This is a genomic window from Vulcanococcus sp. DEBay_Sum29NL08_54, from assembly GCF_017859255.1.
Taxonomy (GTDB): Bacteria; Cyanobacteriota; Cyanobacteriia; order PCC-6307; family Cyanobiaceae; genus Vulcanococcus.
Genome location: NZ_JAFMNJ010000015.1, coordinates 23,157 through 36,650, shown reverse-complemented (window position 1 = coordinate 36,650; position 13,494 = coordinate 23,157). Strand labels below are relative to the sequence as shown.

General features: G+C 65.5%; 14 protein-coding genes and 1 pseudogene. 13 read left to right on the top strand and 2 right to left on the bottom strand.

The features are described 5' to 3' along the window. The 3 genes and pseudogenes from QZ186_RS07005 to QZ186_RS06995 form a co-directional block, all read left to right on the top strand. Positions 1 to 270, top strand: a pseudogene (locus QZ186_RS07005) (hypothetical protein); the annotation flags it as partial. Between the two features lie 42 nt (positions 271 to 312). After that, complete coding sequence (locus tag QZ186_RS07000) at positions 313 to 627, top strand: hypothetical protein (RefSeq protein ID WP_247476789.1); 315 nt, start codon at positions 313 to 315, stop codon at positions 625 to 627. Then, positions 627 to 2,294: an AarF/ABC1/UbiB kinase family protein gene (locus tag QZ186_RS06995; protein WP_247476790.1), complete on the top strand. Its 1,668-nt coding sequence runs from the start codon at positions 627 to 629 to the stop codon at positions 2,292 to 2,294. Before QZ186_RS07000 ends, QZ186_RS06995 begins: the two co-directional genes overlap by 1 nt. An 81-nt stretch (positions 2,295 to 2,375) precedes the next feature. Here QZ186_RS06995 and eno read toward each other — a convergent pair whose 3' ends face one another. Next, complete coding sequence (gene eno, locus QZ186_RS06990) at positions 2,376 to 3,668, bottom strand: phosphopyruvate hydratase (RefSeq protein ID WP_010313534.1); 1,293 nt, start codon at positions 3,666 to 3,668, stop codon at positions 2,376 to 2,378. Between the two features lie 124 nt (positions 3,669 to 3,792). On the opposite strand from eno, the gene gloA reads away from it, so the two are divergent. The 8 genes from gloA (at position 3,793) to rplL (ending at position 10,571) form a co-directional block, all read left to right on the top strand. Beyond that, entirely contained in the window at positions 3,793 to 4,194 is a 402-nt protein-coding gene (gene gloA / locus QZ186_RS06985; protein ID WP_010313533.1) for a lactoylglutathione lyase, read from the top strand. After that, entirely contained in the window at positions 4,184 to 6,904 is a 2,721-nt protein-coding gene (locus QZ186_RS06980; protein ID WP_296416251.1) for an AAA family ATPase, read from the top strand. The genes gloA and QZ186_RS06980 overlap by 11 nt, the downstream gene beginning before the upstream one ends. A 128-nt stretch (positions 6,905 to 7,032) precedes the next feature. Further along, a complete protein-coding gene (gene secE, locus QZ186_RS06975; protein ID WP_232197212.1) occupies positions 7,033 to 7,266 on the top strand; it encodes a preprotein translocase subunit SecE in 234 nt (77 codons plus the stop codon). 80 nt (positions 7,267 to 7,346) lie between these two features. Beyond that, positions 7,347 to 7,964, top strand: a complete 618-nt coding sequence (gene nusG, locus QZ186_RS06970) for a transcription termination/antitermination protein NusG (RefSeq protein ID WP_296416260.1) — start codon at positions 7,347 to 7,349, stop codon at positions 7,962 to 7,964. Positions 7,965 to 8,082: 118 nt separating this feature from the next. Continuing rightward, the gene (gene rplK, locus QZ186_RS06965; RefSeq protein ID WP_010313529.1) at positions 8,083 to 8,508 is read left to right on the top strand and encodes a 50S ribosomal protein L11; all 426 of its coding nucleotides are present in this window, start codon (positions 8,083 to 8,085) and stop codon (positions 8,506 to 8,508) included. Positions 8,509 to 8,593: 85 nt separating this feature from the next. Beyond that, complete coding sequence (gene rplA / locus QZ186_RS06960) at positions 8,594 to 9,301, top strand: 50S ribosomal protein L1 (RefSeq protein WP_247476792.1); 708 nt, start codon at positions 8,594 to 8,596, stop codon at positions 9,299 to 9,301. Positions 9,302 to 9,588: 287 nt separating this feature from the next. Next, positions 9,589 to 10,122: a 50S ribosomal protein L10 gene (gene rplJ / locus QZ186_RS06955; protein ID WP_010313525.1), complete on the top strand. Its 534-nt coding sequence runs from the start codon at positions 9,589 to 9,591 to the stop codon at positions 10,120 to 10,122. A gap of 62 nt (positions 10,123 to 10,184) precedes the next feature. Next, positions 10,185 to 10,571: a 50S ribosomal protein L7/L12 gene (gene rplL / locus QZ186_RS06950; protein WP_010313523.1), complete on the top strand. Its 387-nt coding sequence runs from the start codon at positions 10,185 to 10,187 to the stop codon at positions 10,569 to 10,571. A gap of 256 nt (positions 10,572 to 10,827) precedes the next feature. On the opposite strand, the gene QZ186_RS06945 is transcribed toward rplL, so the two are convergent. Then, positions 10,828 to 11,490 carry a DUF3747 domain-containing protein gene (locus QZ186_RS06945; protein ID WP_010313520.1) on the bottom strand — a complete coding sequence of 221 codons (663 nt, stop codon included), beginning with the start codon at positions 11,488 to 11,490 and terminating at the stop codon, positions 10,828 to 10,830. An 82-nt stretch (positions 11,491 to 11,572) separates the two neighbouring features. On the opposite strand from QZ186_RS06945, the gene QZ186_RS06940 reads away from it, so the two are divergent. Further along, complete coding sequence (locus QZ186_RS06940; protein WP_029626026.1) at positions 11,573 to 12,310, top strand: ribonuclease H; 738 nt, start codon at positions 11,573 to 11,575, stop codon at positions 12,308 to 12,310. After that, on the top strand, positions 12,303 to 13,463 hold the full coding sequence (locus QZ186_RS06935) for a quinone-dependent dihydroorotate dehydrogenase (RefSeq protein WP_296416250.1): 1,161 nt from the start codon (positions 12,303 to 12,305) through the stop codon (positions 13,461 to 13,463). Before QZ186_RS06940 ends, QZ186_RS06935 begins: the two co-directional genes overlap by 8 nt. The last annotated feature ends 31 nt before the right edge of the window (positions 13,464 to 13,494 follow it).

Sequence of the window (13,494 nt, the reverse complement as noted above, 5' to 3'; positions counted from 1 at the left end):
GCCCAGGAGCAGGCTGATGCCGCCGCGAAAGCCAAGGCTGAGGCCGAGGTCAAAGCCGAGCGTGAAGCCGCCACAGAAGCCGCTCCCAAACCAGTGGCTCCCACTGAAGAGCCCGCAGCGCCGGAGCCCAAGCCTGTCGTTGAGGCGCCTAAACCCAAGCCCACGCCGAAGCCCAAACCTCAGGTCCAGGCGCCTGCACCGCGTCCGCAGCCTGCAGCACCGGCTCCGCAGCAATCGGTTCCCCTCTTGGATTTGCCCCCCCTTCAGTAGCTCTGATCTGCCACGATTTGGGTGACTCTCAAGCGGCCGGCCATGAGTGAGCCTCAGACCCTGGTGCAGGCGGCCCTCAATCGTCTGAGCGCCCGCCTGGGAAGTGGTTTGGCGGACGCCGCAGCTGGTCTGGCGGTCCTGGCCCAGGACGCCCCCGAGCGATTGCGTCAGGAATGGGACCTGTTTAAAGAAGAGGTGGAGCTCGAAGCCCAGCGGCTGGAGCACGGAGATCAGGAGGTGCCGGCAGCGGAGTCCCCGATGGCTTCGTCTTCACCAGCGGCAGATCCCCAGACGCAGATTGATCAGCTGCGCGCCCAGGTCACGCGGCTTGCCCGCCGCCTCGAGGAGCCCGCTTGATGCGTCGCCTTGGCCCGGCCCTGGCGAGCGCCCTTCGCTCCCTACGGATCTGGGGTGCCGTTCTGCAGTTGTTGGCCTTCCTCTGGTGGGATGCCCAGTCCTGGAGCTATCCAGGGGGCGTCAGTGAGGAGGGGCAGGAGCGTCGCCAGAAGCGTCGTGCCCGTTGGCTCACGGCCCAGTTGCTGGAGCTGGGCTCAGCCTTCATCAAGCTCGGTCAGCTCCTTTCGGCCAGGCCGGATGTGCTGCCGGCCAGCTGGGTTGAAGAACTCTCCCGGTTGCAGGACAGCGTCCCGGCCTTCTCCTTCGACACGGCCCAGTCGCTGCTGGAGCAGGAGCTGGGGGAGCGCTGCGCCGAGATCATTGATATCGAGGAGCAACCCCTCGGGGCCGCCAGCCTGGCCCAGGTCCATCGCGCCAGCCTTCGCAGTGGCCGGCAGGTGGTCTTCAAGATCCAACGCCCCGGGCTGGAGCGTCTGTTCCGCCTCGACCTCGAGGTCATGCAACAGGTCGCGGCGGTGCTGCAGCGCCATCCCCAGTGGGGCGTTGGACGCGATTGGGTCTCCATCGCTCAGGAATGTCGTCGTGTGCTCCTGCGTGAGCTCGACTTCCGTCTGGAGGCCGAGCACGCCGCCCGCTTCCGGCAGCAGTTTCTCGATGATCCGGGCATTCGCATCCCAGCGGTGGTCTGGGAACTCACCACACGGCGGGTGCTCTGCCTCGACTACGTCCCCGGGATCAAGATCAACGACCGCCAGGCCCTAATCGAGGCTGGCATCGACCCTTCGGCGGTCGCCGAGAAAGGTGCTGCCAGTTACCTGCAGCAGCTGGTGCGCTTCGGCTTCTTCCACGCCGATCCCCATCCCGGCAACTTGGCCGTAGCCCGTGATGGGGCCCTCATCTACTACGACTTCGGCATGGTCGGGACCTTGTCTCAGCGCCTGCGCAGTCGCCTGGGGCGGATGGTCACGGCGGCGGCGGCCCGCGATGCCTCGGGCTTGGTGCGTGAGCTGCAAGCCGCTGGGGTGATCGCCCCTGACATCGATCCCGGTCCGGTCCGTCGCCTCGTGCGGGTGATGCTCGCGGAGGCCCTGACCCCTCCCTTCTCCGCCAACATCCTCGACAAACTCTCCGGCGACCTCTACGAGTTGGTCTACGGGCAGCCCTTCCGTCTGCCCCCGGAGCTGATCTTTGTCATGCGGGCCCTCTCCACCTTTGAGGGGGTCGGCCGCAGCCTGGATCCCAGCTTTAGCCTCGTCGCCATCGCCCGCCCCTATCTGCTTCCCCTCATGACCGCCAGCGGCAACGGCCCCAACGATCTCTTCAACCAGTTGGGTCGCCAGGCGGTGGAGGTGGGCAGCCGTGCCCTCGGTCTGCCCCAACGCCTGGAGGACAGCCTCAGCCGCATTGAACAGGGCGATCTTCAGGTTCAGATCCGTGCCGGCGAGACCGACCGTCTGCTGCGTCGGTTGGCCCTGAGCCAGCAGAGCGCTGGCCAGTCGGTCCTGCTGGGTGCCTTTGCCGTCGCTGCGGCCCTGCTCGCCTCCAGCGCCCGGCCGCTGCTGACGATCATTCCTGTTGTGGCCGGGGTTCCGGTGGGTCTCAGCTGGTTGAAGCTGCAGGCCCGCCTGAAGCGCGACGCCCGCATCGACAAGCTCGGCAATTCCTAAGCGCCGCCCATAAAAAAATCCCGGGCTGGCTGATCCAGGTCCCGGGATCTTGGTTCGGTTGGAGCCTGGCTCCAGTTGGCCTCAGGCCTTGCCGCGGGGGCCGCGGTCTTCTGCGCCGGCGTAGACGGCCTGGCTGCCCAGTTCGTCTTCGATGCGCAGCAGCTGGTTGTACTTGGCCACGCGCTCACTGCGGCTGAGGGAGCCGGTCTTGATCTGGCCGGCGCGGGTGGCCACGGCCAGGTCGGCGATGGTGGTGTCCTCGGTCTCGCCGGAGCGGTGGGAGATCACGCTGGTGTAGCCGGCACGGCCCGCCAGATCGATCGCCTGCAGGGTCTCGGTCAGGGTGCCGATCTGGTTGACCTTGATCAGGATCGAGTTGGCCACGCCCAGGTCGATGCCGCGCTGCAGGCGGGCACTGTTGGTCACGAACAGGTCATCGCCGACGAGTTGGACGGTCTTGCCGAGCTTCTCGGTCAGCAGGGCCCAGCCCTCCCAGTCGTCTTCGGCAACGCCGTCCTCGATCGAGGTGATGGGGAAGCGGTTCACCAGAGCGGCCAGCTGGTCGACCATCTCGGCGCTGGTGTAGCTGCCGCCGTCGAAGGCGTAGCGGCCGTCCTTGAAGAATTCGGTGCTGGCCACGTCCAGGGCCAGGGAGATCTGATCGCCAGGGCGGTAGCCAGCCTTTTCGATCGCCTGAACCAGCATGTCGCCGGCTTCGATGTTGCCCAGGTCAGGGGCAAAGCCGCCCTCGTCGCCGACGGCGGTGCTCAGGCCCTTGTCCTTCAGCAGACCCTTGAGGGTGTGGAACACCTCGGTGCCCATCCGCAGGGCCTCGCGGAAGGTGGGTGCGCCGTGGGGCACCAGCATGAATTCCTGGAAGTCCAGGCTGTTGGCGGCGTGGGCGCCACCGTTGATCACGTTCATCAACGGCACCGGCAGCAGGTTGGCCATCGGGCCGCCCAGATAGCGGTAGAGGGGCAGGCCAACGCCATTGGCGGCGGCGCGGGCGCTGGCCAGGCTCACCGCCAGGATTGCGTTGGCGCCCAGGGCGCTCTTGTTGTCGCTGCCGTCGAGCTCGAGCATCGCGGCATCAACGGTGCCCTGGTCCAGGGCACTCAGGCCGCAGAGGGCCGGAGCGATTTTTTCTTCAACGTTGCTGACGGCCTGCAGCACACCCTTGCCGCAGTAGCGGCTGCCGCCGTCCCGCAGTTCACAGGCTTCGTGGGCACCGGTGCTGGCGCCGCTGGGAACGATGGCGCGGCCACTGGCTCCGCCCTCCAGCATCACCTCGGCTTCCACGGTCGGTGTGCCACGGGAATCGAGAACCTCCCGGGCCACGATGGTGTCGATGACGAGGTCGAGGGTGTCGATCACAGCGGCCTAACGCACAACATGAGTCCTTGCAGGGATCTTATGGGTCGCCCTGCCGGGGGCCTTGGTGACCGTTGGCACCAATCCGCTGACTTTGGTCAGAATGCGGCCGTCAAGAACAGTCCGGATGCGCCTTCTCCACACCATGCTGCGGGTCGGCGACCTGGAGCGCTCGATCGCGTTCTACACCGACATTCTTGGGATGCGGCTGTTGCGCCGGAAGGACTATCCCGGGGGGCGTTTCACCCTGGCTTTTGTGGGCTACGGAGACGAGAGCGACCACACCGTGCTGGAGCTCACCCACAACTGGGACACCAGCAGCTACGACATCGGTAGCGGCTATGGCCACATCGCCCTGGGTGTGGACGACATCGTTGGCGTCTGCGACCAGATCCGCGCCAAGGGGGGAAAGGTGGTGCGCGAACCGGGCCCGATGAAGAACGGCACCACCGTCATTGCCTTCGTCGAGGACCCCGACGGCTACAAGGTTGAACTGATTGAGATGAGCTCTCGCGCCCATGCGGCCTGATTCCTACGCCGCTGGCCCCGCCAGCCTCACCACGGTTCCTGATCGCTTCAGCGATGCCGGCTGGGACCTCCTGCTGGCCAGCCAGGAGCAGGCCCGCCGCTGGCGCCACGGCGAGATGAACGTGGAGCACCTGCTGCAGGTGCTGCTGAATGACGAGCGCTACGCCGCCTGGGTGGATCCCCTGCCCCTCGATGCCTCGCGTCTGCTGGATCAGCTGGATGACTTCTGCGCGGATCAGCCCACCAGCAGTGCCAGGGACCTGTTCGTCGGCGAGGACCTGGAACTGCTTCTGGAGGAGGCCGATCGCCAGCGGGGCCAGTGGGGCTCTCGCTTCATCGATGTCCCCCATCTGTTGGCCGCCCTGTTGGATGACCGCCGCATTGCCGGCGCCCTCCTGCAACAGCAGGGGTTGACCCAGGAGGACCTGCGTCGCTCCGTTCCCAGGCCTGCGCCCGCAGCCAGCAGTCCCCCGCCGCAAGCGGTCGTTGAGCCGCCTGCTCCGGCGCGTCCCGCTCCCAGCAGGACAGTCGTCGAGCCCGCCCCCACTGATGAGAACGGCCTGAAGCTTGAGCAGGAGCCCACGGCCCTCGAGCAGTTCGGACGGGATCTCACCGCCGCCGCCCGGGCGGGTGACTTGGATCCAGTCATTGGTCGCGACACCGAAATCCGGCGTCTGATGCAGGTGCTGTCGCGCCGCGGCAAGAACAACCCGGTCTTGATCGGCGAGCCGGGCGTGGGCAAGACCGCCATCGCTGAGCTGCTGGCCCAGCGGATCGTCGCCGGCGAAGTGCCGGATGCCCTTAAGGGCCAGCGGCTGGTCTCCCTGGACCTGGGCGCCCTGATCGCTGGCGCCAAGTTCCGCGGCCAATTCGAGGAGCGCCTGCGCAGCGTGCTCAAGGAGGTGCGGGACGCCGAGGGCGCTGAGGCGGGCGGCGTGATCCTGTTCATCGACGAGCTCCACAACGTGGTGGGCCCGGAGCGCTCCAACAGCGACGCCGGCAGCATCCTCAAGCCGGCCTTGGCCCGGGGCGACCTGCGTTGCATCGGTGCCACCACCCCGGAGGAGTACAGCCGCACCGTTGAGAAGGATCCCGCCCTGAACCGGCGCTTCCAGCAGGTCCTGATCAAGGAGCCCAGCCTTGAGGAGAGCACCCTGATCCTGCGGGGCCTGAAGGAGCGCTACGAGTTGCACCACGGGGTGGCCATCACCGATGGCGCTGTCGTGGCCTCGGCTCGGCTTGCCGATCGCTACATCTCCGATCGCTGCCTGCCGGATTCAGCCATCGACCTGATCGATGAGGCCGCTGCCCAGCTGCGGATGGAGGTCACCTCCAAGCCGCGTCTGGTGGAGGAGGCCGAGAGCGATCTACGCCGCGTTGAGTTGGCCCTGCTTTCGGCGGAGAGCGCCCCAGAGGCCGAACGGGTGGCGCTGCAGCAGCAGCGCCGGCAGGTCAGCGAGACCCTGCAGGGCCTGCAGGAGCGCTGGTCAGCCGAGCGGGAGCAGTTGGCGGAGCTGCGCCAGCTCCTGGCCGATGACGAGGCCCTGCGCCTGCAGATCGCCGAGGCCGAACGCGATGGTGACCTCGAAGAGGCCGCCCGGCTCCAGTACGACCAGCTCCATGGCGTTCAGCAGCGCCGTCATGAGTTGGAGGAGCAACTCCAGGCCAGTCAGCAGAGCGGGCAGTCCCTGCTGCGGGAACAGGTGGAAGAGGGGGACATCGCTGATGTGGTGGCCCGCTGGACCGGGATTCCCGTTCAGCGCCTGCTGGCGGGTGAGCGCCAGAAGCTGCTGGAGCTTGAGCAGCGCCTGGCCCAGCGGGTGATCGGACAAGGGGAGCCCGTCGGTGCCGTGGCCGCGGCGATTCGCCGCGCCCGTGCGGGCATGAAGGATCCGCGCCGTCCCGTGGGCTCGTTCCTCTTCCTCGGTCCCACCGGTGTGGGCAAGACCGAACTGGCCAAGGCTCTCGCGGCGTCCCTCTTCGATGAGGAAGAGGCCTTGGTGCGCCTGGACATGAGCGAGTTCATGGAGCGCAATGCCGTGGCCCGCCTGCTCGGGGCTCCTCCGGGTTATGTCGGCTACGAGGAGGGCGGTCAGCTCACCGAAGCCGTCCGCCGGCGTCCCTATGCCGTGTTGCTCCTTGATGAGGTGGAGAAGGCCCACCCCGATGTCTTCAACGTCCTGCTGCAGGTCCTTGATGACGGACGCCTGACTGATTCCCAGGGCCGCACGGTCGACTTCCGCCACACCGTGGTGGTGATGACCAGCAACCTGGCCAGTCGAGCGATCTTGGATGCCGCCCGCGGCCAGGCCGACGCCTCGGCGCTCGAGGAGCAGGTGGAGCGAGCCCTGGCCAGCCAGTTCCGGCCGGAATTCCTCAACCGCATCGATGAGGTGATCCGCTTCCAGCCCTTGGGGCCGGCCGACCTGCAACGGATCGTGCGCCTGCAGGTGCTCGAGTTGGCGCAGTTGCTCCAAGAGCAGGGACTGGCGCTTCAGGTGGACGAGCCGGTCGTGGCCTGGCTGGCGGAGCAGGGCTACGAGCCGGAATACGGAGCGCGGCCCCTGCGCCGGTTGCTGCGGCGCCAGATCGAGAACCCCTTGGCCACCGAGTTGCTCGAGGAGCGCTTCCTGGGTGCGGCGGCCGTTCAGGTCAGCCTGGGCGAAGGCGAGCAGGCCCTCTGCTTCAAACCCATCTCAGGCCCTGAATAGGACATCCGTTAGTGTGTTTGTTTGCCGGCGCGTGGGCTCAACACGCCGCGCGGCCCGCTGAAGGCTCAGCAGGCTTCATGCTCTGCCCATGAGGCTTGGCCCTGATTTCCCCTGTGGAATCTTCATCCGTGGAATCCCAGACCGAACCACAAGTCAAGTCCGACGAGGCCGCCGCCACCGAACCGGTGAAGACCGGCTTCGTGGCAGACACCGTCGCTGAATTGCGCAAGGTGGTCTGGCCGAGCCGTCAGCAGCTGTTTGGTGAATCAGTCGCGGTGATCTTGATGGTCACCATTTCGGCTTTTGCGATCGCTGCCGTCGATCGCTTCTACAGCTGGGGAAGCTCCCAGGTGTTCCGCTGACCCGCTGAATCTTTCGCCCTCTCCTTCCTTTGCCCGTGTCCGACGTCGACTTGACCACTGAAGAATTCGCCGCGGCGGATCTGGCTGCCGACGCCGAACCCGCAGCTCCCGCCGCTGACTCGGAAGGCCGGGCTCTGATTGCCCGCTGGTACGCCGTTCAGGTGGCCTCCAGCTGCGAGAAAAAAGTCAAGGCCACCCTCGAGCAGCGGGCCGTCACCCTTGGCGTGGACAACCGCATCCTCGAGATCGAGATCCCCCAGACCCCCGCGGTCAAACTCAAGAAGGACGGCAGCCGCACCAGCACCGAAGAGAAGGTCTTCCCCGGCTACGTCTTGGTTCGGATGGTCCTCGATGAGGACACGATGATGGCGGTGCGGAGCACCCCAAACGTGATCAACTTCGTGGGTGCGGAAGATCGCCGTGCCACCGGCAAGGTCCGTGGTCACATCAAGCCTCGCCCCCTGAGCCGTCAGGAGGTGGATCGCATCTTCAAGCGGGCTGCCGAGAAGAAGCCTGTGGTGAAGGTCGATCTGACCGAAGGCGATCAAATCTTGGTGACCGCTGGTCCCTTCAAAGACTTCCAAGGCGAAGTCATCGAGGTGTCGGGCGATCGCAACAAGCTCAAGGCTCTGCTCTCGATCTTTGGCCGGGAAACCCCGGTGGAACTCGAGTTCTCCCAGATCAGCAAACAAAGCTGATTCCCGTGCGGCCGTCTCCCTGCGGAGGGCGGCCTAAGGCGGTGCTTCGGTTTTCGGAGTCCGCCGCACACGCTGCCCTAGGGTCGCGGATCCGCAGATTGCTCAAGACGCCAGGACGATGGCAAAAAAAGTTGTAGCTGTGATCAAGCTGGCGCTCGACGCCGGCAAAGCAAACCCCGCGCCGCCGGTGGGCCCTGCCCTCGGTCAGCACGGCGTCAACATCATGGCGTTCTGCAAGGAGTACAACGCTCGGACGCAGGACAAAGCCGGATACGTGATTCCGGTGGAGATCTCGGTCTTTGAAGACCGCAGCTTCACCTTCATCACCAAGACCCCTCCCGCTTCCGTGCTGATCGTGAAGGCAGCCGGAATCGCCAAGGGTGCCGCCACCTCTTCCAAGGGTTCTGTCGGGGCCATCAGCCGCGCACAGCTCGAAGAGATCGCCAAGACCAAGCTGCCCGACCTCAACTGCACCAGCGTTGAGTCGGCCATGCGCATCATCGAAGGCACCGCCCGCAACATGGGCGTGGCTGTGAAGGACTGAGTCTCGGGTTCATCCCGGCTCATCCATTCCTTTCTGTTCCTTAGCGGGGGAGAGCTCCTGAGCTCGTCTGCACCCCATTCCTGACATGCCCAAACTCTCCAAGCGCTACTCCGCCGCCGTCGGCAAGGTTGAAGAACGCGTCTACGCCCCGCAAGAGGCTGTCGACCTGGTGAAGGCCAACGCCACCGCCAAGTTCGATGAGACCGTCGAAGCCCACGCTCGCCTCGGCATCGACCCCAAGTACACCGACCAGCAGCTGCGCACCACCGTGGCCCTGCCCCACGGCACCGGTCAGAGCATTCGCATCGCTGTGATCGCTCGCGGTGAAAAGGTCGCTGAGGCCAAGGCCGCTGGTGCTGATCTGGCTGGTGACGACGATCTGGTCGAAACCATCTCCAAGGGTGAGATGGAGTTCGATCTGCTGATCGCGACCCCGGACATGATGCCCAAGGTCGCCAAGCTCGGTCGTGTCCTCGGCCCCCGTGGTCTGATGCCGAACCCCAAGGCCGGCACCGTCACCACCGACCTGGCCTCGGCTATCAGCGAGTTCAAGGCCGGCAAACTGGAGTTCCGCGCTGACCGCACCGGCATCGTCCACGTGCGTTTCGGCAAGGCCAGCTTTGACGCTGCCAAGTTGCTGGACAACCTGAAGGCGCTGCAGGAGACCATCGACCGCAACAAGCCCAGCGGTGCGAAGGGTCGCTACTGGAAGAGCCTGTACATCACCTCCACCATGGGTCCTTCCGTGGAAGTGGATGTGTCTGCGCTGCAGGACATCAAGCAAGAGGGCTGATCGTCCCCGTCCCTCTGCGCAAAGCCCCCGCCCCGGCGGGGGCTTTGTTGTATGTTCTTTCTCTGGCTAATGCCAGAAGGGTTACGCGCCCTACCCAAGACAGCAGGTCGAATTCCTGTTCTGCTCGCAGAACCTGAGTCCTTAAACCCTGCCGAGGTGTCCGCGACAGTTTTTCTCACCAGGGCTCCCTCGGGAGTTCGGGTTGGGTGAAGCGAGCCGCAGCCCTCGAGTACCGCCCGGTACTGGGGTTGCGTTCCCGGCTTGTTCCCCTGATCCGATCCTTAACCATGGGCCGCACTCTGGAGAACAAGCAACAGATCGTCGAAGAGCTGAAGCAGCTCCTTGGCGAGGCCGAAATGGCGCTGGTCCTTGACTACAAGGGTCTGTCCATCAAGGAAATGTCTGATCTGCGGACTCGTCTGCAGGCCAGCAACGGTGTCTGCAAGGTGACCAAAAACACCTTGATGCGCCGTGCCATTGATGGCAATAGCGCTTGGTCGGAACTCGATTCCCTCCTCACCGGCACCAACGCCTTCGTGCTCGTCAAGGGCGACGTGGGTGGTGCTGTGAAGGCCGTTCAGACCTTCCAGAAGGAGACCAAGAAATCGGAGACGAAAGGAGGCCTTTTCGAAGGCAAGCTCCTCTCCCAATCCGAAATCAAGGCCATCGGGGATCTGCCCTCCAAGGAGGTGCTCATGGCGCAGATCGCAGGTGCGATCAACGCCGTGGCCACCAAGGTGGCTGTGGGCATCAACGAAGTTCCTTCCGGTCTTGCTCGGGCGCTCAAGCAGCACGCCGATGGCGAGGGCAAGGCCGACTGAGGCCTGCTCTGCTGAGCTCTCCGATCCGACTGTTTACACAGATCTGTTGCTGATTCCCAACCATGTCTGCTACTACCGACCAAATCCTCGAGCAGCTGAAGTCCCTCTCCCTGCTGGAAGCCTCTGAGCTTGTCAAGCAGATCGAAGAGGCCTTCGGTGTGTCCGCCGCCGCTTCCGCTGGCGTCGTGATGGCTGCCCCCGCCGCTGGCGGTGCTGCTGAAGCTGCTGAAGAGAAGACCGAGTTCGACGTCCACCTCGAGGGCTTCGACGCGGCTGCCAAGATCAAGGTCCTGAAGGCCGTCCGCGAGGCCACCGGCCTGGGTCTGGGCGAAGCCAAGGCTCTTGTCGAAGGCGCTCCCTGCAACGTCAAGGAAGGCGTGGCCAAGGCTGATGCCGAAGCCATGAAGAAGGCCATCGAAGAGGCCGGCGGCAAGGTCTCCCTCAAGTGATCCCGCCGTGGGCTGCTTCGGCAGTCCACTCCTTCAACGAAGCCGGCCCTTTCGGGGGCCGGCTTTTTTGTGTGTAGCGGCGGCTGAGCAATAAAAAAGCCCCGCCGAAGGCAGGGCTTTGAGCCGGAACGCTTCTGGGAGTCTGTCCTCGTTTCGACCCCGGAAGTGGTGTTCCGCACTCCTCACACGCCAAAACCTTACCGCCAGAGAAAAAGACCAGGCCGCCGGTTCGGGCCGCTGTCTCAACTGTCCCTGATCAGAATCGTGGCGTCTGCCCGGCGTAAGGGATCACCTGGAGGGCGATGGGGCCGTTGCTGCTGCTACTAAGGGCCACCGCTGCTGGACGGTCCTGGCGCCGTTCCGCCTGGGCGATCAAGCCATCGAGGGGTTTGGGGTTGGCGAAATAGACATGGCTCAAGCTGCGCTCGCCGTACATCCGCCGTTCGAGCTGCCAGCCCGGCTCCAGCTTGAGGGCGACAAATCCACTGCGGTCCCGCAGGGGGATCGCCCCACGCCCCACGACGAGTTCGGTCGGGTGGCTGCCGGACATCGCCAGCAGCACCAGGGTGTTCCCTTGGCTCTCGAGCCTCAGGCGATAACGGGGTGAGACGTCGTCCTCGCCGACCCGCAGGGAATAGCCATTGCTGTCGAGGTAGCGGCTGCAGATCCCGCTGAAGTTGAAGCGGTTGAGGGCCGGATCAATCAGGCCGTCCCGGCGTTCTTCCCAGCACTTCGGTTGGGGTTTGAGCTGCTCGAGCACCAGCAGCTTCCAGTCCTGGTTGCCCACCGGTTGCCCCAGCACGGCCAGACGCTCCTGCTCGAGCGGCTGGCTTTGGAACACCCCTGCGGCGGCTTGGCTGCCCACCAGGCCTGCGCTCAGCAGAGCGAGGCCGGCCCACGGGAGGTAGCTTCGCTGCATGGGATGTCTCCTGGGCTCCTGACGAGAGCTGTGTTGTACCGGATGTTGGGGGACAAGCCCAGTGGTCAGTGATACGCCCAAGGTGGTTGCCGCCGCCTGCGACGGCGCTTGTAGCGGAAATCCCGGCCCTGGCGGCTGGGGTGCGTTGCTGCGTTTTGACGATGGCAGCGTTCAGGAATTCGGTGGGGCGGAGGCCAACACCACCAACAACCGCATGGAGCTGACGGCGGCGCTGACCCTGCTGGAGCGCTTGGCGGTTCTGCCGCGTCACCCGGACCTGAGCATCCGCACGGACTCCAAGTACCTGATCGACGGCTTCAGCAAGTGGATCAACGGTTGGAAGCGCAAGGGCTGGCGCACGGCCTCCGGGAGCCCTGTTCTCAACCGGGACCTCTGGGAGGCCCTCGATGGCGCGCGGATCCAGGGCTTGCCCCTGACCTACGTGAAGGGCCACAGCGGTGATCCCGACAACGACCGCTGCGATGTCATCGCCGTGGCCTTTTCCAAGGGCAACCCGATCCAGCTGGCGGCCGGGGAGGTGGTGGAGGCGGCCCCGGCCCTTGATCTGGCCCCTCCGGCCCTGCAGCAGCTGCTGACCCGCTTGGAGTTGGCGGATCGGTTGGCCGAGGGCGACTACGGGTTGAGCCTGATGGAGCTGGCGCAGTTGGTCGAGAAGCCCCTCAAGACCCTGGAGGGACGCGATGGTCCCTGGCGCTGGCGGGATTGGCAGGTCCTTCCCCTGGACGAGGGGCGCTGGCGTCTTCGCCGTGACGCGTCAGGATCAGGGGAGCCCCAAGGCGAGGAGCGAGGAGATGGCTGAGGTCGGCACGGGATCGCTCTACCAGCGTTTTGTGGGTCCCCTGCTCAGCCGTGATGACGGTGCCGATGCTGAGCAGCTGAGCCAACTCACACTGCAGGCCCTGGGGCAGGCCTCCCTGCGCCGCAACTGGCCCCTGGTGAGTAGTTCCCTGGCGGGCCTAGGGGCAGAGCTGCAGCGCAAGGACCTGCGGCTGGAGCAAACCCTTTTTGGCTGCCGCTTCCTCAATCCCGTCGGTCTGGCCGCCGGCTTTGACAAGAACGCCGTCGCTGCGGGCATCTGGCATCTGTTTGGTTTTGGCTTTGCCGAACTGGGCACGATCACCTGGCATGCCCAGCCCGGTAACCCCCGGCCCCGGCTGTTCCGTTTGGCCGAGGAGCGGGCCGCCTTGAACCGCATGGGGTTCAACAACCAAGGGGCCGAGGCGGCGCGCCGCACCCTGGAGCGCCAGGCTCTGCCGGCGGCCGGGCAGCGACCGGCGGTCTTGGGGATCAATTTGGGCAAGTCCAAGGTCACCCCCCTGGATCTTGCCCCGGATGACTACGCCTCGTCGTTGGAGTTGTTGGCTCCCCTGGCGGACTACGCCGTGATCAATGTCAGCTCCCCCAACACTCCGGGGTTACGGGAACTCCAGGACGAAGTGCAGCTGCGTCGCCTGGTGGAGCGGCTGCGGCGTCTGCCGGCCTGCCCCCCGTTGCTGGTGAAGATCGCCCCGGACCTGGAGGACGACGCCATCGATTCGATTGCCCGCTTGGCCTACGAGGAGGGCCTGGCTGGGGTGATTGCCGTGAACACCAGCCTGGATCGCCTGGGCCTGGAGGGCAGGCGCCTGGCCCAAACCGGCAAGACCTTGGCGGAGGAGGCCGGGGGACTGAGTGGTGCACCCCTGCGCCAGCGGGCCCTGGAGGTGATGCGCCGGCTGCGGGTCACCGCTGGCCCAAGCCTGCCCTTGATCGGGGTGGGTGGCATCGACTCCGCCGCGTCCGCCTGGGAGCGGATCACCGCCGGTGCGTCCCTGGTGCAGCTCTACACCGGCTGGATCTACGGCGGGCCTGGCCTGGTTCCGGAGATTCTCGAGGGCTTAAGCCAGCAGCTCGATCGCCACGGTTTCCGCAACATCAGCGAAGCCGTCGGCTCTGGGGTGCCCTGGAGCTGAAATCTCGATAGCTTGCGGATAGAGCAAGCGG

Excerpts from the sequence above, each read along its gene's own strand:
- QZ186_RS06945 (WP_010313520.1), bottom strand. The coding sequence starts at position 11,490 with ATGCAGCGAAGCTACCTCCCGTGGGCCGGCCTCGCTCTGCTGAGCGCA.
- rplL (WP_010313523.1), top strand. The coding sequence starts at position 10,185 with ATGTCTGCTACTACCGACCAAATCCTCGAGCAGCTGAAGTCCCTCTCC.
- QZ186_RS07000 (WP_247476789.1), top strand. The coding sequence starts at position 313 with ATGAGTGAGCCTCAGACCCTGGTGCAGGCGGCCCTCAATCGTCTGAGC.
- QZ186_RS06935 (WP_296416250.1), top strand. The coding sequence starts at position 12,303 with ATGGCTGAGGTCGGCACGGGATCGCTCTACCAGCGTTTTGTGGGTCCC.
- rplK (WP_010313529.1), top strand. The coding sequence starts at position 8,083 with ATGGCAAAAAAAGTTGTAGCTGTGATCAAGCTGGCGCTCGACGCCGGC.
- QZ186_RS06980 (WP_296416251.1), top strand. The coding sequence starts at position 4,184 with ATGCGGCCTGATTCCTACGCCGCTGGCCCCGCCAGCCTCACCACGGTT.
- QZ186_RS06995 (WP_247476790.1), top strand. The coding sequence starts at position 627 with ATGCGTCGCCTTGGCCCGGCCCTGGCGAGCGCCCTTCGCTCCCTACGG.
- gloA (WP_010313533.1), top strand. The coding sequence starts at position 3,793 with ATGCGCCTTCTCCACACCATGCTGCGGGTCGGCGACCTGGAGCGCTCG.
- rplA (WP_247476792.1), top strand. The coding sequence starts at position 8,594 with ATGCCCAAACTCTCCAAGCGCTACTCCGCCGCCGTCGGCAAGGTTGAA.
- rplJ (WP_010313525.1), top strand. The coding sequence starts at position 9,589 with ATGGGCCGCACTCTGGAGAACAAGCAACAGATCGTCGAAGAGCTGAAG.